24 protein-coding genes and 2 pseudogenes are annotated in these 23,045 nt (G+C 70.7%); 6 read left to right on the forward strand and 20 right to left on the reverse strand.

All coding sequences use genetic code 11. The annotated features are described in order from the left end of the window. Positions 1 to 11: 11 nt before the first annotated feature. The 9 genes from OG293_RS06260 to OG293_RS06300 form a co-directional block, all read right to left on the reverse strand. Complete coding sequence (locus OG293_RS06260) at positions 12 to 791, reverse strand: exodeoxyribonuclease III (RefSeq protein WP_405997759.1); 780 nt, start codon at positions 789 to 791, stop codon at positions 12 to 14. Positions 792 to 836: 45 nt separating this feature from the next. Then, positions 837 to 1,469, reverse strand: a complete 633-nt coding sequence (locus tag OG293_RS06265) for an MBL fold metallo-hydrolase (RefSeq protein WP_405997760.1) — start codon at positions 1,467 to 1,469, stop codon at positions 837 to 839. Between the two features lie 111 nt (positions 1,470 to 1,580). Beyond that, positions 1,581 to 2,882, reverse strand: coding sequence for an alpha/beta fold hydrolase (locus OG293_RS06270; protein ID WP_405997761.1), 1,302 nt, complete (start codon positions 2,880 to 2,882; stop codon positions 1,581 to 1,583). Positions 2,883 to 2,918: 36 nt separating this feature from the next. Further along, on the reverse strand, positions 2,919 to 3,497 hold the full coding sequence (locus tag OG293_RS06275; protein WP_405997762.1) for a hypothetical protein: 579 nt from the start codon (positions 3,495 to 3,497) through the stop codon (positions 2,919 to 2,921). Positions 3,498 to 3,499: 2 nt separating this feature from the next. Beyond that, the gene (locus tag OG293_RS06280) at positions 3,500 to 4,660 is read right to left on the reverse strand and encodes an ROK family glucokinase (RefSeq protein WP_405997763.1); all 1,161 of its coding nucleotides are present in this window, start codon (positions 4,658 to 4,660) and stop codon (positions 3,500 to 3,502) included. A gap of 309 nt (positions 4,661 to 4,969) precedes the next feature. Beyond that, the gene (locus tag OG293_RS06285; protein WP_405997764.1) at positions 4,970 to 5,794 is read right to left on the reverse strand and encodes an ATP-binding cassette domain-containing protein; all 825 of its coding nucleotides are present in this window, start codon (positions 5,792 to 5,794) and stop codon (positions 4,970 to 4,972) included. Continuing rightward, entirely contained in the window at positions 5,791 to 6,864 is a 1,074-nt protein-coding gene (locus OG293_RS06290) for an ABC transporter permease (protein ID WP_405997765.1), read from the reverse strand. The genes OG293_RS06285 and OG293_RS06290 overlap by 4 nt, the downstream gene beginning before the upstream one ends. Positions 6,865 to 7,123: 259 nt before the next feature. Then, positions 7,124 to 8,122: a sugar ABC transporter substrate-binding protein gene (locus OG293_RS06295; RefSeq protein WP_405997766.1), complete on the reverse strand. Its 999-nt coding sequence runs from the start codon at positions 8,120 to 8,122 to the stop codon at positions 7,124 to 7,126. Positions 8,123 to 8,309: 187 nt separating this feature from the next. Continuing rightward, complete coding sequence (locus OG293_RS06300) at positions 8,310 to 9,029, reverse strand: GntR family transcriptional regulator (RefSeq protein ID WP_406003518.1); 720 nt, start codon at positions 9,027 to 9,029, stop codon at positions 8,310 to 8,312. A 155-nt stretch (positions 9,030 to 9,184) separates the two neighbouring features. Here OG293_RS06300 and OG293_RS06305 point away from each other — a divergent pair, with 155 nt between their 5' ends. Further along, on the forward strand, positions 9,185 to 10,189 hold the full coding sequence (locus tag OG293_RS06305) for a Gfo/Idh/MocA family oxidoreductase (RefSeq protein WP_405997767.1): 1,005 nt from the start codon (positions 9,185 to 9,187) through the stop codon (positions 10,187 to 10,189). Positions 10,190 to 10,387: 198 nt separating this feature from the next. On the opposite strand, the gene OG293_RS06310 is transcribed toward OG293_RS06305, so the two are convergent. From OG293_RS06310 to allB, 8 genes and pseudogenes are all read right to left on the reverse strand, one after another. Next, positions 10,388 to 10,786 carry a PaaI family thioesterase gene (locus OG293_RS06310; RefSeq protein WP_406003519.1) on the reverse strand — a complete coding sequence of 133 codons (399 nt, stop codon included), beginning with the start codon at positions 10,784 to 10,786 and terminating at the stop codon, positions 10,388 to 10,390. Between the two features lie 103 nt (positions 10,787 to 10,889). Next, positions 10,890 to 12,068: a cytochrome P450 gene (locus tag OG293_RS06315; protein ID WP_405997768.1), complete on the reverse strand. Its 1,179-nt coding sequence runs from the start codon at positions 12,066 to 12,068 to the stop codon at positions 10,890 to 10,892. A 9-nt stretch (positions 12,069 to 12,077) separates the two neighbouring features. Continuing rightward, positions 12,078 to 12,264, reverse strand: a pseudogene (locus tag OG293_RS06320) (response regulator transcription factor); the annotation flags it as partial. Next, positions 12,264 to 12,383: pseudogene (locus OG293_RS06325) on the reverse strand (EamA family transporter); the annotation flags it as partial. The pseudogenes OG293_RS06320 and OG293_RS06325, both read right to left, overlap by 1 nt. 20 nt (positions 12,384 to 12,403) lie before the next feature. Next, the gene (locus OG293_RS06330) at positions 12,404 to 13,012 is read right to left on the reverse strand and encodes a dihydrofolate reductase family protein (RefSeq protein WP_405997769.1); all 609 of its coding nucleotides are present in this window, start codon (positions 13,010 to 13,012) and stop codon (positions 12,404 to 12,406) included. 116 nt (positions 13,013 to 13,128) lie between these two features. Then, entirely contained in the window at positions 13,129 to 13,956 is an 828-nt protein-coding gene (locus OG293_RS06335) for an AIM24 family protein (protein WP_405997770.1), read from the reverse strand. 159 nt (positions 13,957 to 14,115) lie between these two features. Next, the gene (gene alc / locus OG293_RS06340; protein WP_406003520.1) at positions 14,116 to 15,231 is read right to left on the reverse strand and encodes an allantoicase; all 1,116 of its coding nucleotides are present in this window, start codon (positions 15,229 to 15,231) and stop codon (positions 14,116 to 14,118) included. Beyond that, entirely contained in the window at positions 15,231 to 16,574 is a 1,344-nt protein-coding gene (gene allB, locus OG293_RS06345) for an allantoinase AllB (RefSeq protein ID WP_405997771.1), read from the reverse strand. Before allB ends, alc begins: the two co-directional genes overlap by 1 nt. A 413-nt stretch (positions 16,575 to 16,987) precedes the next feature. Between allB and OG293_RS06350 the strand changes: the two genes are divergently transcribed. Continuing rightward, positions 16,988 to 17,788, forward strand: coding sequence for an IclR family transcriptional regulator (locus OG293_RS06350; protein WP_405997772.1), 801 nt, complete (start codon positions 16,988 to 16,990; stop codon positions 17,786 to 17,788). An 88-nt stretch (positions 17,789 to 17,876) separates the two neighbouring features. Here OG293_RS06350 and OG293_RS06355 read toward each other — a convergent pair whose 3' ends face one another. Next, complete coding sequence (locus OG293_RS06355; RefSeq protein WP_405997773.1) at positions 17,877 to 18,434, reverse strand: TetR/AcrR family transcriptional regulator; 558 nt, start codon at positions 18,432 to 18,434, stop codon at positions 17,877 to 17,879. 92 nt (positions 18,435 to 18,526) lie between these two features. Here OG293_RS06355 and OG293_RS06360 point away from each other — a divergent pair, with 92 nt between their 5' ends. Then, the gene (locus OG293_RS06360; RefSeq protein WP_405997774.1) at positions 18,527 to 18,946 is read left to right on the forward strand and encodes a DUF1348 family protein; all 420 of its coding nucleotides are present in this window, start codon (positions 18,527 to 18,529) and stop codon (positions 18,944 to 18,946) included. 29 nt (positions 18,947 to 18,975) lie between these two features. On the opposite strand, the gene OG293_RS06365 is transcribed toward OG293_RS06360, so the two are convergent. Then, positions 18,976 to 19,653, reverse strand: a complete 678-nt coding sequence (locus OG293_RS06365; RefSeq protein WP_406003521.1) for an ABC transporter ATP-binding protein — start codon at positions 19,651 to 19,653, stop codon at positions 18,976 to 18,978. Positions 19,654 to 19,712: 59 nt separating this feature from the next. Beyond that, positions 19,713 to 20,819 (reverse strand): ABC transporter permease, encoded by a 1,107-nt coding sequence (locus OG293_RS06370; RefSeq protein WP_405997775.1) that lies wholly within the window; start codon positions 20,817 to 20,819, stop codon positions 19,713 to 19,715. Positions 20,820 to 20,930: 111 nt separating this feature from the next. Between OG293_RS06370 and OG293_RS06375 the strand changes: the two genes are divergently transcribed. The 3 genes from OG293_RS06375 to OG293_RS06385 all read left to right on the forward strand — a co-directional run bounded on the left by OG293_RS06375 (position 20,931) and on the right by OG293_RS06385 (position 23,045). Further along, complete coding sequence (locus OG293_RS06375; protein WP_405997776.1) at positions 20,931 to 22,106, forward strand: sensor histidine kinase; 1,176 nt, start codon at positions 20,931 to 20,933, stop codon at positions 22,104 to 22,106. Further along, positions 22,103 to 22,735, forward strand: coding sequence for a response regulator (locus OG293_RS06380; protein WP_405997777.1), 633 nt, complete (start codon positions 22,103 to 22,105; stop codon positions 22,733 to 22,735). Before OG293_RS06375 ends, OG293_RS06380 begins: the two co-directional genes overlap by 4 nt. Before the next feature lie 163 nt (positions 22,736 to 22,898). Further along, positions 22,899 to 23,045 carry a hypothetical protein gene (locus tag OG293_RS06385; RefSeq protein WP_405997778.1) on the forward strand — a complete coding sequence of 49 codons (147 nt, stop codon included), beginning with the start codon at positions 22,899 to 22,901 and terminating at the stop codon, positions 23,043 to 23,045.

Here is a 23,045-nt window from a genome sequence, read left to right on the forward strand (position 1 = left end):
GTCAAGCGCCATCAGATGTCCAGATCGACAACGACCGGGGCGTGATCCGAGGCGCCCTTGCCCTTGCGCTCCTCGCGGTCGACATAGCTGTCCTTGACCGCCCCGGCGAAGGATTCGTTGCCGTAGACCAGGTCGATGCGCATCCCGCGGTTCTTCGGGAAGCCGAGCTGGCGGTAGTCCCAGTAGGTGAAGGGCTGGTCGTACTTGAGCGGGCGGGGCACCACATCGGCGAGGCCCGCCGTGCGCAGGGCCTCCAGGGCCGCCCGCTCGGTCGGGGTCACATGGGTCGCGCCGACGAACTCGGCCGGATCCCACACGTCGTCGTCGGTGGGCGCGATGTTGAAGTCGCCGAGGACGGCGAAGGGCCTCGGGCCCGCGGCTTCCTCGGCGACCGAGGCCTCCAACGCCTCCAGCCAGCTCAGCTTGTAGGCGTAGTGATCATGGGCGACCTCGCGGCCGTTGGGCACATAGACCGACCAGACCCGGAGCGGACCGCAGGTCGCGGAGATCGCCCTCGGCTCCTGCGCGCCCTCGTAGTCCGGGCCGCCGGGCAGGCCCTTGACCACATCCTCCAGGCCGACCCTGGAGACCAGCGCCACGCCGTTCCACCTGCCGGTGGCGTGGATCGCGGATGCGTATCCGAGCTCGCGCAGCTCGTCGGCGGGGAACTGCTCCTCGGTGCACTTGGTCTCCTGGATGCACAGCACGTCCGTGCCGGTGCTCTCCAGCCAGGCCAGCAGTCGGGGCAGCCGAGCGGTGATCGAGTTGACGTTCCAGGTGGCGATGCGCATGTCCAACAGCCTATCCGCGGGGTCCGACAGTCGTGCTCGCGGCCGTCACACGTCCGCCGCCTCGCCAGACGCCAGCCGGGCGTGGTCCGCGCCGCCGAGATTGCCGATGTGGGTGTCGTAGATCGGCCGGGCGAGATCGGTGAGCAGCGCGTCGTGCACGTCGATGACGCGCTGCGGCTTCACCTCGCGTACGTAGTCGATCACCTCGGAGATCTTGCTCCACGGGGCCTGCACGGGGAGCAGCAGCGTCTCCACGGGGTGGGCGGGCACGGTGAGGGCGTCTCCGGGGTGGAAGACCGAACCGTCGACCAGATAGCCGACGTTGGTGACGCGCGGAAGGTCCGGGTGGATCACGGCGTGCAGCTCGCCATGGGCCTGGATCTGGAAGCCGGCCGCGGAGAAGGCGTCGCCGTGGCCGACGGTGTGGACGCGGCCGGGGAAGGCCGCAGCGATCTTCTCGGCGACGCTCCGCAGAGTGAAGATCTCCGCGCCCGGGTTGGCCTCCATGGCGGCCCGCAGCCGCTCCTCGTCGAAGTGGTCGGGATGCTCATGGGTGACCAGGACGGCGTCCGCGCCGAGAGCGGCGTCCCGCTCGCTGAAGGTGCCGGGATCGATGACGAGCGTCCGCCCGTCCTTCTCCAGCCGGATGCAGGCATGCGTCTTCTTCGTGAGCCTCATACCCCCATCCTGCTACGGCGGCCGGAGCCGGACGGGGAGGACCCGGGGCCTGTTCTGCGCTCGGTCCGGACGGGCCCGGGGACTGTCCCGCGGACACCACCCGGCACAGCCCTACGAGGGCCGGGTCTCCTCCAGAATGACGGCGTGAACGACCCTGAAGGCGGAGTTCGCCGCCGGGACGCCGAGGTACACGGCCGCGTGGATCAGGATCTCCCTGATCTCGGCGGGGGTCAGTCCGTTGCGCAGGGCCGCGCGGGTGTGGAAGGCGAGCTCCTCCAGGTGCCCGCCCGCGACCAGCGCGGTGAGCGTCACCACGCTGCGGATGCGTCGGTCGAGGCCCGCGCGGGTCCAGACCTCGCCCCAGGCGTAGCGGGTGATCAGTTCCTGGAAGTCTCCGGTGAAATCGTCGGCCTCGGCCATCACCCGGTCCACGTGCGCGTCCCCGAGGACTTCGCGGCGCACCCGCATCCCCGCGACGTACGGATCGGGGCGCCCCTGCTGCACGGCCTCCGGCTGGCGGGGCGACGCCGGGGCGAGGCCGTCGCCGGGCACGACCGGCCCGGCGACGGCCTGTGTGCCCGGCTGCGCCGGGAGCGGCGTCATGCCCGTGGTGGAGTCGCCCGGGTGCTGCCAGGCGGCCGAGAAGTGGCGTACGAGCAGATCGGTGACGGCGGCGGGCTGCTCGACGGGCGCGAGGTGGGAGGCACCGGGCACCAGTGCGAGCCGGGCGTCGGGGATGCCTGCGACCAGGGTGCGCGCCTCGGCGGGCCCGGTGACCTGGTCCTCTGAGCCGACCAGGACGAGGGTGGGGACGGAGATCCGGCCGAGCTCGGCGCGTACGTCGAAGGCGGCGAGCGCCTCGCAGGCGGCGATGTAGCAGCCGGGGTCGGTGGTACGCACCATCTGGACGGCCCACTCGACGATCGCGGGCTGGGCCGCGGCGAAGCCGTGCGTGAACCAGCGTTCGGGGGCGCTGCGGGCCATCGGGTCCAGGCCGTTGGTACGGACGACGACTCCCCGCTGACGGAACTCGTCGGCCGTCCCGAACCGGGGCGACGCGGCGACCAGCGCGAGGGAGGCGACCCTGTCCGGACACCTCAGCGCCAGCTCCACGCCGATCGCGCCGCCGATGGAGCAGCCGGCGTAGCCGAAGCGCTGGATGCCCAGCTCGTCCAGGGTCGCGAGCAGCCGGTCGGCGAGCTCGGCGACGGCCGTGGCGGGATGGGCGGGAGCGCCGCCATGGCCCGGCAGGTCGAAGCGGAACACCCGCCACTGCCGCGAGAGGTCGGTGATCTGCCGGTCCCACATGTGCCATGTGGTGCCGAGAGAGGGGCCGAGGATGAGCACGGGGGCTTCGTCCGGACCGTCGATCCGGTATTGCAGGGTCTTCGGGGGCGTCTGCGTCTCACTCACCCGCTCCACGGTAATGACTGGAAGTAACGCCTCCGGTCAGGGGGTCGCCGTCGAGACGACATAGACCATGGGGCGGGATCTATGGGTCAGGTCGACGGTGATGTCCTGGGAGGGCCGGGGGTCCTTCTGGGTGTGACTGGTGCCCGCCCATTCGCCCTCCCCCGCGCCGAAGTCCCAGCCGACCGTCTCGGCGTCGCGGTCGTTGATGGTGACGGCACCGACGTCGAGCTCCGCGCGGCCGGTGCCGACGCCTGTGAGGAACCGGTCGAGCCCGGCCGACGTGGTGCGGAACTGCACGTACAGCCGGCTGGTCTTCCAGTTGCTCGTCTCGTAGTACGCGACATCCGTGGACTTCGCGGGGATCGGGACCTCGAAGACACGGCGCTTCATCTGCGAGGGCCAGGTCTCCCTCAGCCCGGTCGCCGACGACTCGGACTCCTTGTCCCGGCCGCTGCGGCGGCTCTGCTCGGCGGAGATCACGAGATAGCCCGCCGGGATGCCCACCAGCAGCACGATGATGATCGCCGTCAGCCAGCGCCGGCGGACCATGTGGCGGTGGTCCTCGGGCGGAGGGGCGCTCTCGTCGGGCGAGGTGGACTGGCGGGGCACGGTCATGACTACGGTTCCTGGGTGGGGCGGGTGGTGCTGGAGTTGCGGATGGCCTGGGCATAGCGCTCGTACCGCTCATGGCGCTCGACCCGGCGCCGATTGGCACGCCGGAAGCGGCGGGCCACGAGCCGGGCGAGATCGGCCGCACCGACCATACCCGCCTCGGGGCCGAGCTGGGCCTTGACGATCCGCGCCTCGGGGCGGTAGCCGCGGCCCGTGAGATGCCTGCGGAAGGCGTCCCGGGCAGGGCCGATGAGCAGGTCGTCGGCCGCGCTGACGCCGCCGCCGACGACGAAGCAGGAGGGGTCCAGAGCCGCGGCGAGATTGGCGATACCGATGCCGAGCCACTGGCCGATGTCCTGGAAGAGCTCGACGCACATCGCGTCGCCCTCACGGGCGAGCTCGGTGATCAGCGGTCCGGTGATCTCGGGGATGTTGCCGCCGACACGCTCGATGAGGCTGTGTGCGACGGGCGAGTCCGCGGCGGCGAGCTCGCGGGCCTCGCGCACCAGCGCGTTGCCGGAGCTGTACTGCTCCCAGCAGCCCCGGTTGCCGCAGGGGCAGCGGTGTCCCCCGGGCACGACCTGCATATGGCCGAACTCACCGGCGACTCCGTACTTGCCTCGCTTGACCTGGCCGTCCTCCAGGATCGCCCCGCCGATGCCGGTGCCGAGGGTGATCATGACCAAGTGGTCCTCGCCGCGGCCGGCGCCGAAGCGCCACTCGGCCCACGCGGCGGTGTTGGCGTCGTTGTCGACCAGGACGGGGACGGCGAGCCGGGCGGACAGCGCGTCGCGCAGCGGCTCGTTGCGCCAGGCGAGATGGGGCGCGAAGAGCACCTTGGAGCGGTCGGCGTCGACCCAGCCGGCCGCGCCGATGCCCACCGCGTGGACGTCGTGCCGGTCCGAGAGGTCGAGGACCAGCTCACAGATGGTGTCCTCGACGACCTTGGGGCTCTTGGACTTGTCCGGTGTCTCGGTGCGGATCTTCTCCAGGATGATGCCGTCGGCGTCCACGACGCCCGCCATCACCTTCGTACCGCCGATGTCGATGCCGACGGTCGGGACGCGGGGCGCGGTGAGGTGGGAGCGCCGCTCGCGGGTGCCGACGGTTTTGAGGACGGTGGCGCGGGCGGAGCCTCGGTAGGCGAAGTCGCGGTACGTGCTCATGTCCCTGCGGGGTGTCGGGGGCCGGGTGCGTCACGGCCCGGGGTGGGCGGTACCCACCGGGCCCGATTCTGCCATCCGGCGGGTCGGGACGGGGCGTCCCGCCGCTCGGGAGCGGCTCCCCTGCCCGCCTCTTCCCCGTGGTGACATGTGCCGGTCCGCCGCGCGCGGCTCCGGCCCGGATCCCCGCTCCTCAATCGCCCCAGGGGCTTGAACGGCCGGCCCGTCCGGCGATCGAGGGCACGCCCGAAGGGCGTTCGCCGGTCCGGGGGCCTGTTCCCGGACCGGCTCGGGAACAGGCCGCCGCGAGCCCTACGGGGTCGAGGGCTTGTCGACCGGGTGACCCCCCAGGTGCGTGGGCACCGGCGCCCGCTCCAGCTCGTGCCGCAGGTCCTCCAGCTCGCTGCCGCCCGCCATCTGCCGGGTGAGCTCGTCCAGGGTGACCGAGTCCTTCGTGTGACTGGCGGACATGGTGCCGCGCTTGAGCAGGATGAAGCGGTCGCCGACCAGATAGGCATGGTGCGGGTTGTGGGTGATCAGCACGACACCCAGACCGGCATCGCGTGCTGCGGCCACATACTTCAGCACCACGCCCGACTGCTTCACGCCCAGCGCGGCGGTCGGCTCGTCCAGGACCAGGACCTTGGCCCCGAAGTAGACGGCCCGGGCGATGGCCACGCACTGGCGCTCACCGCCCGAGAGCGTCCCGATGGGCTGGTCGACATCGCGCAGATCGATGCCCATGCGCAGCAGCTCGGACCTGGTGGTGTCGCGCATCGTGTCGACGTCGAGGCGCTTGAAGGGGCCCGCGCCCTTGGTCGGCTCGGAGCCGAGGAAGAAGTTCCGCCAGACCGGCATCAGCGGTACGACGGCGAGGTCCTGGTAGACGGTGGCGATACCCCGGTCCAGGGCCTCGCGCGGGCTGGCGAGGTTCGCCTCCTCCCCGTCGATGAGGAAGGCGCCCGCGTCGTGCCGGTGCAATCCAGCGATGATCTTGATGAGCGTCGACTTGCCGGCGCCGTTGTCACCGAGCACACAGGAGATCTCCCCGGCGTGCACCTCCAGCGAGACGCCTTCCAGGGCGCGGATGTTGCCGTAGTACTTACTGACGTTGTCGAGCTCGACGAGGGCCGTCATTTGCTTGCCTCCGCGCGCTTGCGGACCCATGCGTTGAGCAGGGTGGCCAGAAGGAGCATCGCTCCGAGGAAGAACTTGAACCAGTCCGGGTTCCACTCCGCGTACACGATGCCCTTGCTGGTCATGCCGAAGATGAAGGCGCCGACCGCCGAGCCGATCGCGGAGCCGTATCCGCCGGTGATCAGACAGCCGCCGATGACGGCCGCGATGATGTACGTCAGCTCGTTGCCGACGCCCTCGCCGGACTGGACCACGTCGAACGAGAACAGCAGATGCTGGCCGGAGACCCAGGCGGCGAAGGCGACACCCATGTACAGCCCGATCTTGGTCCTGTTGACCGGGACACCGACCGCGCGGGCCGCGTCCGCTCCTCCGCCCACCGCGAAGATCCAGTTGCCGAACCGGGTCCGCAGCAGGACCCAGGTGGCGAGGGCCACCAGGGCGAACCACCACAGGATGGTCACCTTCAGGGTGACGTCACCGATGGTGAACTGGGAGGCGAAGAGCCTCTTCGCCGAGGCGAAGCCCTCCATGTCGGCGATGGACTTCGTGGAGACCGTGCCGCTGATCAGCTTGGTGAAGCCGAGGTTGAGGCCGGTCAGCATCAGGAACGTGCCGAGCGTGATGATGAAGCTGGGCAGTTTCGTACGGGTCAGCATGAAGCCGTTGAAGACGCCGACGGCGAGCGTGACCACGAGGGATACGAAGACGCCGACCCAGACGTTCACCGTCATCTGGTAGCTGATCATCGAGGAGATCAGCGCGGAGCTGGTCACCAGGACACCGGCCGAGAGGTCGAACTCCCCGCCGATCATCAGCAGCGCCACCGGCACGGCCATGATGCCGAGCGTGGATGCCGCGTACAGGACGGTGGAGAAGCTGGACGCCTGGAGGAAGGAGTCCGCGACGATCGAGAAGAAGATGAAGACGGCCACGGCGCCGACGACCGAGCCCAGTTCGGGCCGGCCCATCAGCTTGCGCAGGGGTGAGGTGCGCAACAGCCGCTCGTCGCTCCCGGCGGGCTGCTTGTCGGGCTGTCGGGTTCCGGCAGGTGGTGCGGTCGCACTCATCGTGTCCCCCGCTCTGTGTAGTCCTGCAGGGCGGCGGCATCCGTCCTGGTGATGATCTGCGGCCCGGTGAGAACGGGCCGCCCGCCGCCGAGCGCGCGTCCCCCGGTCCTTGCCCTAGCCACGAGGCCGTGCCCTTCTTGCCGTGCTCGCCGTGCTTCCCGGGGCGGCCGGGGCGGCCGGGGCGCGTAGTGACGCGCCCCAGCTGCCCAAGTATGAGTCACCGCAGGTCGAAGGCACGGCACGGGGTTCGCCGCGTATGTCATCGGGTTCCGTCGGCGGTGAGCTTCTCCAGCGCCGGAACGTCCTTCTCGGTGACGAGCGCGGGACCGGTCAGGATCGGCTTGCCTCCGCCGATCACATTGCCGTTGACCTTGTTGAGCCACAGCTCGTCGATGGCGAGGTAGCCCTGGAGGTACGGCTGCTGATCGACGGCGAAGCCGATCTGCTTGGCCTTGAGCTGCTTGACCACTTCGGCGTTGAGGTCGAACGTGTCGATCTCGGCGCTGGAGCCCGCGCCTTCCTTGGCCTTGACGGAGGCCGCGGCGAACGGCGCGCCGAGGGTGACGACGGCGTCGATGTCCTTGGCACTCTGGAGCTTCGCCTCGATGGAGGAGGTGGAGCCCGGCATGTTGGTGCCCTCGACGTTGAGGTTCTCGACCGTGCCCTTGAAGGTCTTCTTCACACCGGCACAGCGGGCTTCGAGCGAGACGTTGCCCTGCTCGTGGATGACGCAGACGGCCTTCTTCTTGCCGCGCTTGTTCAGCTCCTCGCCGACGGCCTCGCCGGCCACCGACTCGTCCTGGCCGATGTGGCTGAGCGCACCGACCTCCTTGGCGAACTCGGCGCCGGAGTTGATCGTGACGACGGGTATGCCGGCCGCGACTGCCTTCTTGACGACGTCCTTGAGGGCTTCCGGCTTGGCCAGCGTCACGACGATGCCGTCGACCTTCTGGTCGATGTAGGTCTGGACGAGTTCGGCCTGCTCCTTGCCCTCCTTGTTGGCGGCGTAGAGGAACTCGACGTTGTCCTTGCGGGCAGCGACCTTGGCACCGCTCTGAACGATGTCCCAGAAGGTGTCGCCCTCGCCGGAGTGCGTCACCATCGCGATCTTGAGGCGTCCGGTGGCGGCGGGAACTCCGCCACCGCCGTCCGTGGAGGGGCTGTCCTTGGCCTCCTTGCCGCCGGAGCTGCTGCATCCGGCGAGGACGACCAGGGCACTTGCGGCGAGCAGGGCTGCTGCCTTGCGGGTGGTTCGCATGCGTGGGTCCGCCTTCTCTCCCGACCGCCCGGTTGCGGCTGGGTGAGTTTTTACGGTGGTCGCGGGACTCCGTCAAGACTTTGTCCGAACATTCTTACGCGACTGACATTCTTACGTGACCCGACGGAGCGCGCCGGAGCATGGCGAATCGGGCCCACGACGGTCGCGGGCCGGAAGCGCTCACGGGCTACGGACGGACGAGCAGCTGGAACTCGAACGCGTAGCGCGAGGCGCGGTAGATGTGCGAGCCGAACTCGACTGCCCGGCCGGTGTCGTCGAACGTGGTGCGCTCCATGGTCAGCACGGGTGCGCCGGCCGCCTCGGTGAGCAGCTCGGCCTCGGCCTCGGTGGCGGCCCGCGCCCCGACCGACTGCCGGGCACTGTGCAGGGTGATCCCCGCGGACCGCATCATCCGGTACAGGCCGGTGGCCTCCAGCCGCTCGGTGTCGCAGTCGAGCAGACCCGCGGGCAGATGGTTGCGCAGCTGGGCCATGGGCTCGCCATGGGCGTACCGCAGCCGCTCGATCAGCTGGACGCTGCTGCCCTCCGCCACCCCGAGAGCCGCCGCGACCTCGGCGCCCGCGGGCTCGACGGCATTGCGCAGTACGACGGTTGCCGGGCGCTGGCCGGCCGCCTCCAGGTCGTCGTAGAGGCTGCTGAGCTCCAGCGGCCGTTTGACCTGGCTGTGCACGACCTGGGTGCCGACGCCGCGGCGGCGCACCAGCAGTCCCTTGTCGACGAGGGACTGGATGGCCTGGCGGACGGTCGGGCGGGACAGCCCGAGTCTGCCGGCGAGTTCGATCTCGTTGCCGAGGAGACTGCCAGGCGTGAGCGTTCCCTGCTCGATGGCCGCTTCCAGCTGTTGCGACAGCTGGAAGTAGAGCGGAACCGGACTGGTGCGGTCCACACTCAGTTGGAGGGACAGGGACGGCTCCGTCTCGTTTCTGGGCTGCTTGGGCACGGGCAGAGCGTAGTCGCAGGTGATGTTGACGGGAAGACGTGAGGTTTGATTGTCAGGACAAAGTCTTGACATAGCGGCAGGCTCGCCGCCACCTTTGGGCCATGCGCATCGGACTTATCGGAACGGGACGTATCGGCACTTTCCACGCGGGCGTGCTCAGCCGCCATCGCGACGTGGGTGCCCTGGTCGTGGCGGACACCGACGCCGCCCGGGCGGTGGAGGTGGCCGAACGCACCGGGGCCACCGCCGCGCCCAGCACGGACGAGATCTTCACGTGGGGCGTGGACGCGGTGGTGATCGCCTCGGCCACCTCGGCACACGCCGACCTCATCGCCCGGGCAGCCCGCGCCGGGCTGCCCACCTTCTGCGAGAAACCGATCGCCCTGGATCTGCCGGGCACACTGGGCGCGCTACGCGAGGTCGAATCCGCGGGCACCGAGCTCCAGCTCGGTTTCATGCGCCGGTTCGACGCGGGCTACACCGCGGCGCGTGACCTGGTGCGGTCGGGGCGGCTGGGCAGGCTGCACACCGTGCGGGCGATGACGTCCGACCCGGCACCGCCGCCGGCCGCCTATCTGCCGCTCTCCGGCGGCCTGTACCGGGACTGCCTGGTCCACGACTTCGACATCCTGCGCTGGGTGACCGGCCGCGAAGTGGTCGAGGTGTACGCGACGGGCTCGGACGCCGGACCCTCGATGTTCCGCGACGCGGGGGACGTCGACACGGCGGCGGCGGTGCTGACACTGGACGACGGCACGCTGGTCACGGCGACGGCGACCCGGTGCAACGGCGCCGGATACGACGTACGGATGGAGCTCGCCGGCGAGCTCGACCAGGTCGCCGTCGGCCTGGACGACCGCACGCCGATCACCTCCACCGAGCCGCAGGGCCCACCGCCGGCCCCCAAGCCGTGGCCGGGGTTCCTGGAACGCTTCGCCCCGGCGTACGAGGCGGAGCTGGACACCTTCGTCCGGCTGGTGCAGGGCGAGGCCGAGAACCCGTGCGACGGGCGCGAGGCGCTGACGGCCCTGCGGATCGCGGAGGCGTGCGAGCTGTCCCGGCGGGAGCACCGGCCGGTACGGCTGGAGGAGATCCCGGCGGACTGAGCGACGCCTCTCGGCCCGGGAGCCCGGGGCCGTCCCCCGCATGCGGGGGACGGCCCCGGGCTCCGGTCCTCACCCGCCGGCAGGTGGGCCCTCGACGCCCGCCCGGTCCTCACCGGCCGGGGCAGACGGTCACCCGCCGGTCCGGGCAGCGCTCCAGCGGGTCCTCCGGGCGTGTGTCGTGCTCAGGGCCTGTCGTGCTCAGGAGGGTTGAGCAGCCAGCACGGTGCCCTGTGCGACGGCGCAGAGCGTCTCGTTGCCGTCCGCGCCGACGGTGAACAGATCACAGCGGACCACTGCCTGACGGCGGCCGGAATGGGCCACCGACGCGCGGGCCACCAGCGTCAGGCCGGTCGCCGGCCGGATGTACTGCACGGAGAAGCCGGCGGTCAGGACGGCCGGGCCGAGTGTCGTCCCGGCCGCGAAGGTGAGGGAGTTGTCGGCGGCGTAGGCGAGGACTCCCCCGTGCAGAAAGCCGTTCTGCTGGCGCAACTCCTCACGGATGTCCACTTCGAGGACGGCCCGGCCGTCACCGAAGGATGTGATCCGCGCGCCGACGAGCCTGCTGAACGGCTGGCTGTCGAGGGCCTTGCGTGCCATGTCGAGGTCGAGTCGTTGCACGGGTCGGCTCCTTGCGCGCGGCGGTCGGTCCAGATGCTTCAGGCAGGTCGGTCGCTTCGGCGGGCATCGGGTGATCGTGCGGCTACCATCGCACCGGCAGCCGTCGCACACCACGGATCAGCATCCCCGGCAGCCAGTCGAGCGGACCCCCGGACGGATCGAGGGCGAGGTCGGGGCAGCGTTCGAGCAGGGCACGGATCGCCGTACGGGCTTCCAGCCGGGCCAGCGGCGCTCCGAGACAGAAGTGGATGCCGTGCCCGAAGGCGAGATGGCCCCGGGTGTCGCGCTTGATGTCGAAGGTGTCGGGCGCGGGATAGCGGGAGGGGTCCCGGTCGCCCGCGGCAAGACCGACCAGCACGGTCGCCCCCACCGGTATCACCCGGTCGCCGGCCGGTACGGGCTGCGCCGCAAAACGTACGGTGCCGGTCTCCACCGGCCCGTCGTAGCGCAGCATCTCCTCGACCGCGCCGTCCAGGAGCGAGAAGTCGGCCCGCAGCGCGGCCAGTTGATCGGGGTGGGTGAGCAGGGCCCGAACCCCGTTGGAGATCAGATTGACGGTCGTCTCATGGCCTGCGATCAGCAGCAGATAGGCGAGGGCGCGCAGTTCGGGGGCCGAGAGCCGGTCGTCGTCCTCGGCGCGGGCGCGGATGAGGGCGGAGAGCAGATCGTCGGTGGGGCCCGCACAGCGCTTGTCCTCGATGAGTTCGTCGAGATACCGGGCCAGTGTGTGGATGGCGTCCACCTCGGCTTGCGGGCCGCTGGGGGCGACGACCTCGTTGGACCAGGTGCGGAATCTGTCCCGGTCGGCGGCCGGGACGCCCAGCAGTTCGCAGATGACGATGATCGGCAGCGGGAAAGCCAGCGCGTCGACCAGGTCCCCTCGTCCGTGCGATGGCATCGCGTCCAGCAGTTCGTCGGTGATCTGCTGGACACGCGGGCGCAGAGCCTCCACCCGGCGCCCGGTGAACTCCCGTGCCACCAGTCTGCGCAGCCTGGTGTGGTCCGGAGGATCCACCACCAGCAGATTCGGGCCGATGACCTGCTCGTCGAGCATCATCGCGCCCACGACTGACGGCGATTTCGACAGCCGTGGGTCGACGAGCGCGGCCCGCGCCGCCTCATGCCCCACGATCAGCCAGAACGGATCGCCGCCCGCGACGCGCACTTCGTGCACGGGGCCCGACTCGCGCAACCGCGCGTAGTACGGATAGGGGTTCGCGGTGAAGTCTGGTCCGTAGTCTCCCAGATCAACGGTCGTCATCACGTCAGCCTACGTCCGCCCGTCCTCGTCGAGCAGGCCGGCGTCGTGCGCCAACAGCGCGATCTGGACACGGTTGTTGAGGGGCCAGGATGCGCGAGACGTGTGTCTTCACCGTCGGCACACCCAGGTAGCGGGTCGCCGCGATCTCGGCGTTGCAACGGCCCCGGCCCACGGCTACCGCCACCTCCCGCTCGCGTGGACCGTACGGGCGAGCAGGGCGAGGAGCATCAGCAGATCACCCGAGGAGGGGGCCGTGAACCCGCCGCCCCGGGTCAGCAGCACCACGCCGAGGACGCAGAGTCCGGCCGCCGCCAGAAGGAAGGGGGCTGGTACACCTAGTAGCTGCCGTACTCGGGGCGGCCCGCCAGTTCGTAGGTGTTGATGCTCACGCCCGCACCCGTCGTGCGGGCCCCGGCGTGCTTGAAGGCGGTCGGAACCGCACCCTCCGCGAAGAGGCGGCGGCCCTTGCCGAGGACGACCGGAAAGGTGAGCACATGGAGCGTGTCGATCAGGTCGTGCTCCATGAGGGCCTGGGCGAGCCTGCCGCTGCCGTGCACCTGGAGCTCACCGTCCGTGCGCTGCTTGATCGCGGTGACCTCCTCGGCCAGGTCGCCGCGGATAATGGTGGTCCCCGCCCATTCGGCGTTGTCGAGCGTGGTCGACACGACGTACTTCGGCAGGGAGTTGAGCCGGGACGCGATGGGGTCGGCGGGATCGGTCATCTTGGGCCAGTAGCCGGCGAAGATCTCGTACGTGCGACGGCCCAGCAGGAAGGCGCCCACGCCGTCGAAGACCTCCGTCATGAACCGGCCGAAATCCTCGTCGCCGTAGGGCACGGACCAGCCCCCGAGATCGAAACCCCCACTGGGGTCCTCGGAGGGGCCACCGGGGGCCTGCATCACGCCGTCGAGGGTGACAAAGGAGGTGAGGGAGAGCTTTCCCATGGGAAGTGCCTGCTTTCGGGAGTGTGGTGTTCTCGGTCATCAGCTCGGACCGCGCCCGGGCCGAGAACTCATCGGTCGTACGCGAGCGCGGGCAGGGAATCGGGCGGGTGGCTGCGCTAACCCGCGTCGGTGGAGAAGAGTCCGCCGGTCGGGCCCTGCTTGTCGCCGCCCCGGGCCTTCCTGAGGGCGTTGGCGAGTCCCTCGATCGTCAGCGACTGGAGGATGACCTGACCGTTGCCCTCCAGGGTGGCGAGAGAGAGTCCCTCGCCTCCGAAGACCGCGTTCATCAGCCCCTGACGGTCGAGGCCCCCGACGCGCTGGACGCCGTACCGGATGCCCTCCTCGAAGGCCACGATGCAGCCGGTGTCGACCTCGATGCGTCCGCCGAAATCGGCGGGGTTGAGGTCGATGAAGTTCCCCGCGCCGCAGATGACGACCGTGCCGCGTCCGGTGAACTTCTCCAGGATGAAGCCCTCGCCGCCGCTGCGGCCCGTCCTTCCGCCCTGGAAGGCGATGCCGAAGTCGACGGTGGACTCGGCGGCGACGAAGGCGTCCTTCTCCGCCAGCCAGGCGCGGGTTCCGTCGAGTTCGAGGGCGCGCATCTCACCGGGCAGCACGCCCGCGAAGCCGACGGTGCCCTCGCCGCCGGTGGAGGCGAAGTACTGAAAGGCGAACGATTCACCGGCGAGGGCCCGCTGCCCGGCCTGTTTGGCCGTGCCCATGGCCTGGCGCAGCATCCCGCTCATACCGCCCGAGCCCGGGCCGCCCGAGGGCTGCCCGGCTGTGCCGGAGGCGGGTCCGGGGCCCGAGAGCCGGGTCTCCATCGTCACGTTGGACGTCTTGAAGAGGAACTTTCCCGCCTCGCAGTAGACGGTCTGGCCCGGCTGGAGCGAGACGACCGCCATCTGCATGGCGTTGCCGACGATCTCTTGCTGAAGGGTCACACCGGGATTCAACGTCCGTTTGCCGTCGGCGCCGAGGAAGCAGGGCCGCTTTCCTTGAGGCCGTAGCCACCTCCGGGCGGTGTGTCCTCAATCGCCGGTGGGCCGGTCCGGCCCACCGGCGATGGGGCCGCGGGGATCGGGCGCAGCCTCCGGACCGGGTCAGGCACCCAGTTCATGGTGGCGCGCCCGCAGCCGCGCCGTCCCCTCCCCCGTCAGCGACCCGAACACCCGCAGCCGCGAAATCCCGCCGTCCGGGTAGATGTCCACCCGTACGTGCGTGCCCACCGCCGGAGCGTCCAGCACGAAGCGGTGGTTCGTGTCAGGCTGCAGCCGGGTCCGCGGCAGGACTTCCGCCCACTCCCCCCTCTCCCCGTCGCGGAGCGAAACCGCCGCCCAGCCCGCGCTGTTGCCCTTGAGGTACGCCGTATCGATCGCCACCGCGCGGATCTCGGACTGCTCCACCAGCCGGTAGCGGATCCAGTCGTTGCCCTTGTCCCGGCGGCGGCGGGTTTCCCAGCCGTCGTCCATCTTGCGGGAGCGGCCGGGCTGGATGGTGTTCGTGGCCGGGGAGTAGAAGCGGTCGGACGCGTCCTCGACCTGGCCGCCGTTCTCCAGCGCCACGAGGTCGAAGGTGCCCAGTACACCGAGCCACTCCGGGTCGGGCGCGACTTCGCCGTAGACGCGCAGGCGGGCGATGCCCCCGTCGGGGTGCTGGTTGACCCGCAGATGCGTGAAGCGCTGCCCGGCGTCGACGGCGAAGCCGTTCGCCGCGTGGCCTCCGACGGCCGTGCGGGGGACGAGCGTCGCCCACGTCACGTCGTCGGCGAGGAGTTCCTCGGGCGAGGGGGACCCGGCGAGCGACGTGGCCTGGACCGAGACCGCCCGCGGGTAGTTGCCCCGGAAGTGGGCGGTGTCGACGACGATGCCGCGTACGACACCGGGCGCCCCGAGACGTACCAGCGCCCAGTCGTGGTCGTCGTCCGTCGGGTGCGGCCGAGCGGCGCTGACACCGCGGCGACGGCGGGTCTCCCAGCCGTCCATGATCTTGCCCTTGTGGCCGAAGTGCTCCGGGTCGAACTCCGCGGCCTGCGGCTTCAGCATGTTCTCGCGCTCGGCGAAGAACTCGTCGTTGGCGGCGATCACGCCCGCGCCCAGCCGCCGGTCGGCGAGGTCGGCGTGGTGGGTGAAGGGGAAGTCGGCCGTGCGGTAGTCGGCGTACGGGTCGCCGCCGCCGAACGGGTCGGCGTCACCGGTGAACGAGGGAATGGACACGATCAGTTGTTCCTTTCGAGCAGCCGGCCGGTCGGCTCGGCCAGGACGCCGTTCTCCGCGATGCGTACGCCGCGCAGCCACGTCGACCTGACGACTCCGTACAGGGTCTTGCCCGCGTAGGCCGTCACCTGGTTGCGGTGGTGGAGTTCGGCCGGGTCGACGGTGAAGGTGTCGTCGGGTGCGAGGACCGCGAAGTCTGCGTCGCGGCCCGCCTCGATCGCGCCCTTCTGGCCGAGTCCGGCGAGCCGGGCGGGTGCCGCGGCCATCCACCGGACGACGTCGTCGAGGGTGTGGCCGCGCTTGCGCGCCTCGGTCCAGACGGCGGGGAGGCCGAGCTGGAGGGAGGAGATACCGCCCCAGGCGGAGGCGAAGTCCGGGGTCTTCAGATCGGTGGTGCAGGGTGAGTGGTCGGAGACGATGCAGTCGATGGTTCCGTCGGCCAGGCCGCCCCAGAGGGCGTCCTGGTTCTCCGCCTCGCGGATCGGCGGGCAGCACTTGAACTCCGTTGCCCCGTCGGGCACTTCCTCGGCAGTGAGGGTGAGGAAGTGGGGGCAGGACTCGACAGTGATCCTGACGCCCTCGCGCCTGGCGGCGGCGATCAGCGGCAGCGCGTCGGAGGAGGACAGATGCAGGACGTGGACCCGGGCGTCGAGGCGCCTGGCGTGCGCGATCAGCCCCTCGATCGCGGTGTTCTCGGCGTCACGCGGACGGGAGGCGAGGAAGTCGGCGTACGTGGGGCCGGGCTCGTGGGGCGCGGCGGCCAGGTGGTTCGGGTCCTCGGCGTGCACGATCAGGAGTCCGCCGAAACCGGCGATCTCTGCCATGGACCGGGCGAGCCGCTCCTGGTCGAGCTCGGGGAACTCCTCGACGCCGGACGGCGACAGAAAGCATTTGAAGCCGAAGACTCCGGCGTCGTGCAGCGGCCGCAGATCCCTCACATTGGAGGGAATGGCCCCGCCCCAGAAGCCGACGTCGATGTGCGCCTTGCCGCGGGCCACATCCTGCTTGGTGGCGAGGTTGCCGGTCGTGGTGGTCGGCGGGAGGGAGTTGAGGGGCATGTCGAGCAGGGTGGTGATGCCTCCGGCCGCGGCGGCGCGGGTGGCGGTCCAGAAGCCTTCCCACTCGGTGCGCCCGGGGTCGTTCACATGGACATGGGTGTCGACGAGGCCGGGGAGCAGCACATCGTCCCCGCAGTCCTCCAGCCCGGCGCCGGCCGGCACCACGGCGTCGTACGGCAGCACCGCGGCGATCTTCCCGGCGGCGACGGCCACCGATGCGGCGCGCGTCCCCTCCGGGGTGATCACGCGCGTCGAGCGCAGTACCAGGTTCACGTCCACATCGGACACCCGTGCCCCTCTCTTCTGTTCCGTTCTCTTCTGATCCGTACAGCGACTGCTCTTCTTTCCGTACAGCGACCGCGGACAGCGGATCCCTACCGCGGATCCGCACCGGACCCCAGCCGCGGACCCCTGCCGCAAAATTCAACGAACTGTTGAAGGAGTCTTCACTTCACAGTCCGGCCCGTCAAGGCCCTCCCGCCCCACTCGGGACACTGGATATTTCCACAAAGCGAAACTGAAATTTCGATGCGCAGAAGGTAGATTTGACTGAAGACACTCTCAGGAGTTCCCCGCAGGTGACTGCCGACACGGGGACAAACGACCCCTGACCGGCAAGGACTCCTTGGCGAGAGCGAGGTGCCGGGTACCGGCGCCCGGTAGGCTGCTCACCTGCCTGCCTGCCCGAAAGGACCGTTGACGTGCCGACGTCCAGCGCCAGCACCACCGACGCCGCCAAGACCGCGAACAGCGGCGGCGTGCAGTCCCTGGAGCGCGCCTTCGACCTGCTCGAGAGAATGGCCGACGCCGGCGGCGAGGTCGGGCTCAGCGAACTCTCCGTCAGCAGCGGGCTGCCGCTTCCGACGATCCACCGGCTGATGCGCACGCTGGTGGCCTGCGGTTACGTACGCCAGCAGCCCAACCGCCGCTATGCGCTCGGCCCCCGGCTCATCCGCCTGGGCGAATCCGCCTCACGGCTGCTGGGAACCTGGGCCCGCCCGTATCTCGCCCGCCTGGTCGAGGAGACCGGCGAGACGGCGAACATGGCACTGCTCGACGGCGACGAGATCGTGTACGTCGCACAGGTGCCCTCCAAGCACTCCATGCGCATGTTCACCGAGGTCGGCCGACGGGTGCTGCCGCACTCGACGGGGGTGGGCAAGGCACTGCTCGCGCACATCCCGCCGGAAGAGGTACGGGCGCTGCTGGCCAGGACCGGGATGCCGGCGGCCACCGAGAAGACGATCACGACGCCCGAGGGCTTCCTGGACGCGCTGGAGCAGGTACGGCGTGCCGGCTACGCGGTCGACGACAACGAGCAGGAGATCGGGGTTCGCTGCCTCGCGGTGTCGGTGCCCAACTCCCCGACGGCGGCGGCCGTTTCGATCTCGGGACCCGCGGGCCGGGTCACCGAGGAGGCCACGGAGAAGATCGTCCCGATCCTCCAGGAGGTCGCCCGCGACCTCTCGACCGCACTGGCCAGCACCGCCGCGCAGGGCTGATCACCCGAGCGGACCACACCGCGGAACGCCCTGCGCCGGAGGCTCCACGCCGTCGGCGCAGGGCGTTCCGCGTCCTGCGGGCACGGACTCAGGGCCGGCCCGCCTCCAGCAGCACCCGCGCCGCCTCCCTGGCCTGAGCCGCCGGCCCGCTGCTCCCGGAGATCGCGGCCGTCGTGATCGCACCCTCCACCAGCAGCATCAGCGGGTCCGCGACCCGGGCGGGAAAGCCCTCGGCCGCCACCAGGCCCGCGAGGTAGCGCCCGAGAGCAGCCACATGATCGCGTGCCGCCGCGGCGACGGATTCCGATGTGGCACCCAACTCCCCGAAGGAGTTGACGAAGGCGCAGCCCCGGAAGTCGGGCTCCCCGAACCATGACTCCAGCCAGTCGAAGACCGCGAGGATCCTGCCCTCCCCCGGGGGCCGCGCGTCGACGTGGGCCGCGAGCGAGGCCCGCCAGCGCTCGTCGCGCCGGCGCAGATAGGCCTCCACCAGGCACCCCTTGGAGGGGAACAGCTGATAAAGGCGCTTGAGGGACACCCCCGACGCGGTCCGGATCTCATCCATCCCGACCGTTTGCAGGCCGCGCCCGTACAGAAGCGTCTCGGCCGCGTCCAGGACGCGGATCTCCAGTTCTGACGTTTCCATGCAACCCCTCGCCTTGCGTGAGAATCATCGTTCTCCTACGCTACTGCACATCGGGGAGAACGCACGTTCTCCCGACTCTCGAAGGGAAAACCATGTCTTCCAAGAGGCCCCCGTTCCCACCGTTCACCGCCGAAACCGCCCAGCAGAAGGTGAGGGCCGCCGAGGACGCCTGGAACAGCCGGGATCCCGAGCGGGTCTCGCTCGGCTACACCGAGGACTCCGAGTGGCGCAACCGGGACGTGTTCCTCACCGGGCGCCCGGCGATCGTGGAGTTCCTGAGCGACAAGTGGAATCGCGAGCTGGACTACCGGCTCCGCAAGGAGTTGTGGGCCTTCACCGACAACCGCATCGCCGTCCGCTTCGAGTACGAGTGGCGCAACGCCGAGGACCAGTGGTTCCGCAGCTACGGCAACGAGAACTGGGAGTTCGACGAGAGCGGTCTGATGCGGCGCCGGTACGCGAGCATCAACGACCTCGCGATAGCCGCGGACGAGCGCCGTATCTCCCTGTGACGCGCGGGGCCGCACGCTGACGAGGGTGCTCAGCCGCCGTAGGGCGGGCCCACCAGCCGCCCGTCCGCCATCGTCACCGTCCGGTCCGCCCGTTCCAGGTGAGCGCGGTCGTGCGTGACCAGCAGCGTCGCCGTGGACCGTTCCCGGGTCAAGGTGACAAGCAGGTCGAGCACGGCCGCGCCCCGTTCGTGGTCGAGCGCGCTCGTCGGCTCGTCCACCAGCAGGACCGCCGGTTCGTTCATCAGCGCGCGGGCGATGTTCACACGCTGGCGCTGCCCGCCCGAGAGCTGGTGCGGGCGGCGGTGGGCACGGTCGGCGAGGCCGACGGCGTCGAGCAGTTCCAGAGCGCGGTCCCGTGCCGTACGCGGCTGCCGCCCCGACATATGGGCCATCAGCTGCAATTGCTCGGCCGCCGTCAGCGACGGCAGCAGGTTGGGCTGCTGGAAGACGATGCCGATCCGCTCGCGCCGCAGTACCGCCTGGTCCGCCCGGCTCAGGCCACCCGTGTCCGTACCGCCGACGACGACGCTCCCCCGCTCCGGTGTGACCAGCGTCGCCGCCACCGCGAGCAGACTCGACTTCCCGGAGCCGGACGGGCCGACGACGGCGGTGAGCGAGCCCGCCGGGGCTTCGAGCGAGACGGCGTCCAGCGCGGTCAGCCGTCCGTCGCCGTCCGGGTAGGTCAAGGTGATGCCGTCGAGCACCAGTTTCGCGGAGGTCCTGGCGGACGTCGTGGCACAGGTCTCGTCAGAAGTACGGGCAAGGGTCACCGGGCGCTCCCCAGGGCGGTCAGAGGGTCGACGGCGGTGATCCGCCGGATGGACAGGGCCGCGCCGGCGGCGCCGAGGGCGATCATCACGGCGGCGGGCAGCAGCACGGTCGGCGCGTCGAGGACGAACGGCACCTTCCCGCCCCCGATCAGCACGCCGACCGCGGCGGCCAGCCCCGCACCCACCAGGGTCCCGGCGGCCAGCACGGCGACCGCCTGCCCCAGCGCGTCCTTCAGCAGATAGGGGGTGGAGGCGCCGAGCGCCTTCAGCACGGCGATGTCCGCGCTGCGCTGGATCGTCCAGACCGTGAAGAAAGCCCCGATGACCAGGGCGCTGATCGCGAAGAGGAAGCCGCGCATCAGCTGGAGCGATCCGTTCTCGGCCTGGTAGGAACCGATCGCCGTCAGCGCGTCGTCGACGCCGAGCGTTCTGGTCCCGGCGGCGCGGTCGCCGGCCGCGAGATCGGCACCGCCGGACGTCGTGAGCGCGATGACGGTGGCCTGCTCCTCAGTGGGCGTGCCGGTGGCCCGCTCTGCGGCCGCCGTACCGCCTCCGCCGATCCGCTGCCAGTCGTCGAGCGCGGTCCACACGACCGGCGTGTGGCTGTACGAGGCGTCGCCCGCAATCGCCGCGACCCGCGCCTGAAGGCCGCCCATCCTCAGCCCGTCACCCACACCGACGCGCAGCTGCTTCGCCGCTTGCCGGGAGAGCACCGCCCGGCCGGGCGACAACGCCGGCGGCGCCAGGTCCGAGCCGGGCTCGACACCGAACGACGAGACCGCGGCGGTACGGTCCCCGGCCACGGCGCCGAGCGTACGTATGGCGACCGGGTGGGCTCCGGTGACACCGGGCTGCCGGGCCCATACCTCCCACTGACTCCCGGTCACGGACGAACCGGTGAACGACACCGACTGTCCGCCGGGCGGGAGCGCGAAGGCGATGTGGTCGGCGGCAAGTCCGGTGACGGCCGAGGTGTTCTCCCGGCCGAGCCCGGCGGTCAGCCCTGACAGCAGCCCGACCAGCAGCGTGATCAGCACGACGACCGTGCCCATCAGGGCGAACCGCCCTCTGGCGAACCGTAGATCTCTCCATGCGACGAACATGCCTCCACGGTGATGCGCGGGAGCCGCCCCGGACATCGCCCGGCGGTGCGTCCTCACATCAACCTTTTGATTGACCTCATGCCGCAACCACCCGCTTACGCTGGAGCGGCCATGGATTCCCGCCCCCTCACCCCGGTCCTGCGTGTGCTGCGCCTGTGTCTGCACGCGCTGCTGGCCGGGCTGCTCGCCCTTGCCGCCGTACAGGCCGTGGCGGACGGAGCCCCGCATGCCCACGCCGTCGTCGCGGGCGCCGCCTTGATGGCCGCCGTCTACGCCGCCGGTGTCCTCAGCCCCGCCGTCCGCCGCTCACCCCGTGCCGCCGCGCTCTGGCTCGCGGCCCTCGGCGCGGCCTGGCTGGCGCTGCTGGCCCTCTCCCCCTACGGGCTGTGGGCCGCGTTCCCGCTCTACTTCCTCCAACTGCATCTGCTTCCGGTGCGCCGGGGTCTGCCCGCGGTCGCGGCGACCGCGTGCGCCGCCATCGGGAGCTTTCTGCTGCACGGCCAGAAGATCAGCCCCGGGGCGTTCATCGGGCCCCTGCTCGGAGGGGCCGTCGCCGTCGCGACCGTCCTCGGCTACCAGGCCCTGTACCGGGAGAGCGAGGCCCGGCGCGAGCTCATCGACGAGTTGGTCTCGACCCGGGCCGAACTGGCCGAAGCGGAGCGCACGGCGGGCACCCTCGCCGAGCGCGAACGGCTCGCGCGCGAGATCCACGACACCCTCGCCCAGGGGCTCTCCAGCATCCAACTGCTGCTGCGGGCCGCCGAACGAACCCTGCCCGAGGACGATCCGGCCACCGCCCATGTGCGCCGGGCGCGGCTGGCGGCGCAGGACAACCTCGCCGAGGCCAGGCGTTTCGTCCGCGCCCTGACGCCGCCCGATCTGGAGCACGGCTCGCTGGCCGGAGCCCTGGAGCGGCTGTGCGGCGGCGCGCCGGGGCCGACCGTCCAGTTCGGCATCAGCGGTACGCCCGTCGAGCTGCCCACCCCGTACGAAGTCGCCCTGCTGCGTACCGCGCAGTCGGCGCTCGCCAACACGGTGTGCCATGCCGCCGCGGGCCGCGCGGAGATCACGCTGAGCTTCATGGCCACGTCCGTCTCGCTCGACGTGGTCGACGACGGCCGGGGCTTCGACCCCACCTCCGCGCCGAGCGGCGACGGCGGGTTCGGGCTGCCCGCGATGCGCTCCCGGGCCCGCTCGCTCGGCGGGACCCTGAGTGTGGAGTCGGCGCCGGGCCAGGGCACGGCCGTCGCTCTGACCCTGCCGCTTCCCGCGCGGGTCACCGCATGAGTTCCCCGATCCGGCTGCTGCTCGCCGACGACCATCCCGTCGTACGGGCGGGGCTGCGCGCGGTCCTGGACACCGAACCCGACTTCGCCGTCGTCGCGGAGGCGGCGACGGCCGAACTGGCCGTACGACGGTCCGCGGCGGGTGGCGTCGACGTGGTCCTGATGGACCTCCGCTTCGGCCCCGGAATGCACGGCTCGGAGGCGACGGCGGCCATCAGCGCCCTGTCCGACGGGCCCCGGGTCCTGGTCCTCACCACGTACGACACGGACGCGGACATCCTGGCGGCGGTGGAGGCGGGGGCGGCGGGCTATCTGCTGAAGGACGCGCCGCCGGAAGAACTGGCCGCCGCGGTACGTACCGCGGCGGCCGGGCAGTCGGCACTGGCCCCGGCGGTGGCGCACCGCCTGATGGACCGGATGCGGACACCGTCGGAGGCGCTGACGAAACGTGAGCTGGAGGTGCTCCAGCTGGTCGGTGACGGCCTGTCGAATCTACGGATCAGCAAGGAGCTGTTCTTGAGCCAGGCGACGGTGAAGTCCCATCTGGTCCACATTTACGCGAAGTTGGGCGTGGACTCCCGCACGTCAGCGGTGGCGACGGCGAGATCCCGCCGCCTGATCCGCGACTAGGGTCTTTCGTTCGGAGGAGCCCGGCAAGATCCAAACGAGAGGCTCCAGGGCCTCCCCCGCCACTCTCAACGTATAGCGCACGGGGGGGCTTGCGGCAAGACCCGGGTCGTACCGCAGAATCGCTGGCCGAGGCCCGAACCTGCGGAAATAGGAGATTCACGAAGTGCGTCTGTTTTTGTCGATCTATGGGTCCTGCGGGGACGTCGAGCCGGTGGTGGAACTCGCGCTGCGGTTGCGGGAATTCGGCGCCGGTGTGCGGGTGTGCGCCGCGCCGGACTTCGCGGGCGCGACCTCGGATCGGAGCTGGTGA

This window comes from Streptomyces sp. NBC_00829, assembly GCF_045161795.1.
Taxonomy (GTDB): domain Bacteria; phylum Actinomycetota; class Actinomycetes; order Streptomycetales; family Streptomycetaceae; genus Streptomyces.

Excerpts from the sequence above, each read along its gene's own strand:
- OG293_RS06260 (WP_405997759.1), bottom strand. The coding sequence starts at position 791 with ATGCGCATCGCCACCTGGAACGTCAACTCGATCACCGCTCGGCTGCCC.
- OG293_RS06265 (WP_405997760.1), bottom strand. The coding sequence starts at position 1,469 with ATGAGGCTCACGAAGAAGACGCATGCCTGCATCCGGCTGGAGAAGGAC.
- OG293_RS06275 (WP_405997762.1), bottom strand. The coding sequence starts at position 3,497 with ATGACCGTGCCCCGCCAGTCCACCTCGCCCGACGAGAGCGCCCCTCCG.
- OG293_RS06280 (WP_405997763.1), bottom strand. The coding sequence starts at position 4,660 with ATGAGCACGTACCGCGACTTCGCCTACCGAGGCTCCGCCCGCGCCACC.
- OG293_RS06285 (WP_405997764.1), bottom strand. The coding sequence starts at position 5,794 with ATGACGGCCCTCGTCGAGCTCGACAACGTCAGTAAGTACTACGGCAAC.
- OG293_RS06290 (WP_405997765.1), bottom strand. The coding sequence starts at position 6,864 with ATGAGTGCGACCGCACCACCTGCCGGAACCCGACAGCCCGACAAGCAG.
- OG293_RS06295 (WP_405997766.1), bottom strand. The coding sequence starts at position 8,122 with ATGCGAACCACCCGCAAGGCAGCAGCCCTGCTCGCCGCAAGTGCCCTG.
- OG293_RS06305 (WP_405997767.1), top strand. The coding sequence starts at position 9,185 with ATGCGCATCGGACTTATCGGAACGGGACGTATCGGCACTTTCCACGCG.
- OG293_RS06310 (WP_406003519.1), bottom strand. The coding sequence starts at position 10,786 with ATGGCACGCAAGGCCCTCGACAGCCAGCCGTTCAGCAGGCTCGTCGGC.
- OG293_RS06315 (WP_405997768.1), bottom strand. The coding sequence starts at position 12,068 with ATGACGACCGTTGATCTGGGAGACTACGGACCAGACTTCACCGCGAAC.
- OG293_RS06330 (WP_405997769.1), bottom strand. The coding sequence starts at position 13,012 with ATGGGAAAGCTCTCCCTCACCTCCTTTGTCACCCTCGACGGCGTGATG.
- OG293_RS06355 (WP_405997773.1), bottom strand. The coding sequence starts at position 18,434 with ATGGAAACGTCAGAACTGGAGATCCGCGTCCTGGACGCGGCCGAGACG.
- OG293_RS06360 (WP_405997774.1), top strand. The coding sequence starts at position 18,527 with ATGTCTTCCAAGAGGCCCCCGTTCCCACCGTTCACCGCCGAAACCGCC.
- OG293_RS06370 (WP_405997775.1), bottom strand. The coding sequence starts at position 20,819 with ATGTTCGTCGCATGGAGAGATCTACGGTTCGCCAGAGGGCGGTTCGCC.
- OG293_RS06375 (WP_405997776.1), top strand. The coding sequence starts at position 20,931 with ATGGATTCCCGCCCCCTCACCCCGGTCCTGCGTGTGCTGCGCCTGTGT.
- OG293_RS06380 (WP_405997777.1), top strand. The coding sequence starts at position 22,103 with ATGAGTTCCCCGATCCGGCTGCTGCTCGCCGACGACCATCCCGTCGTA.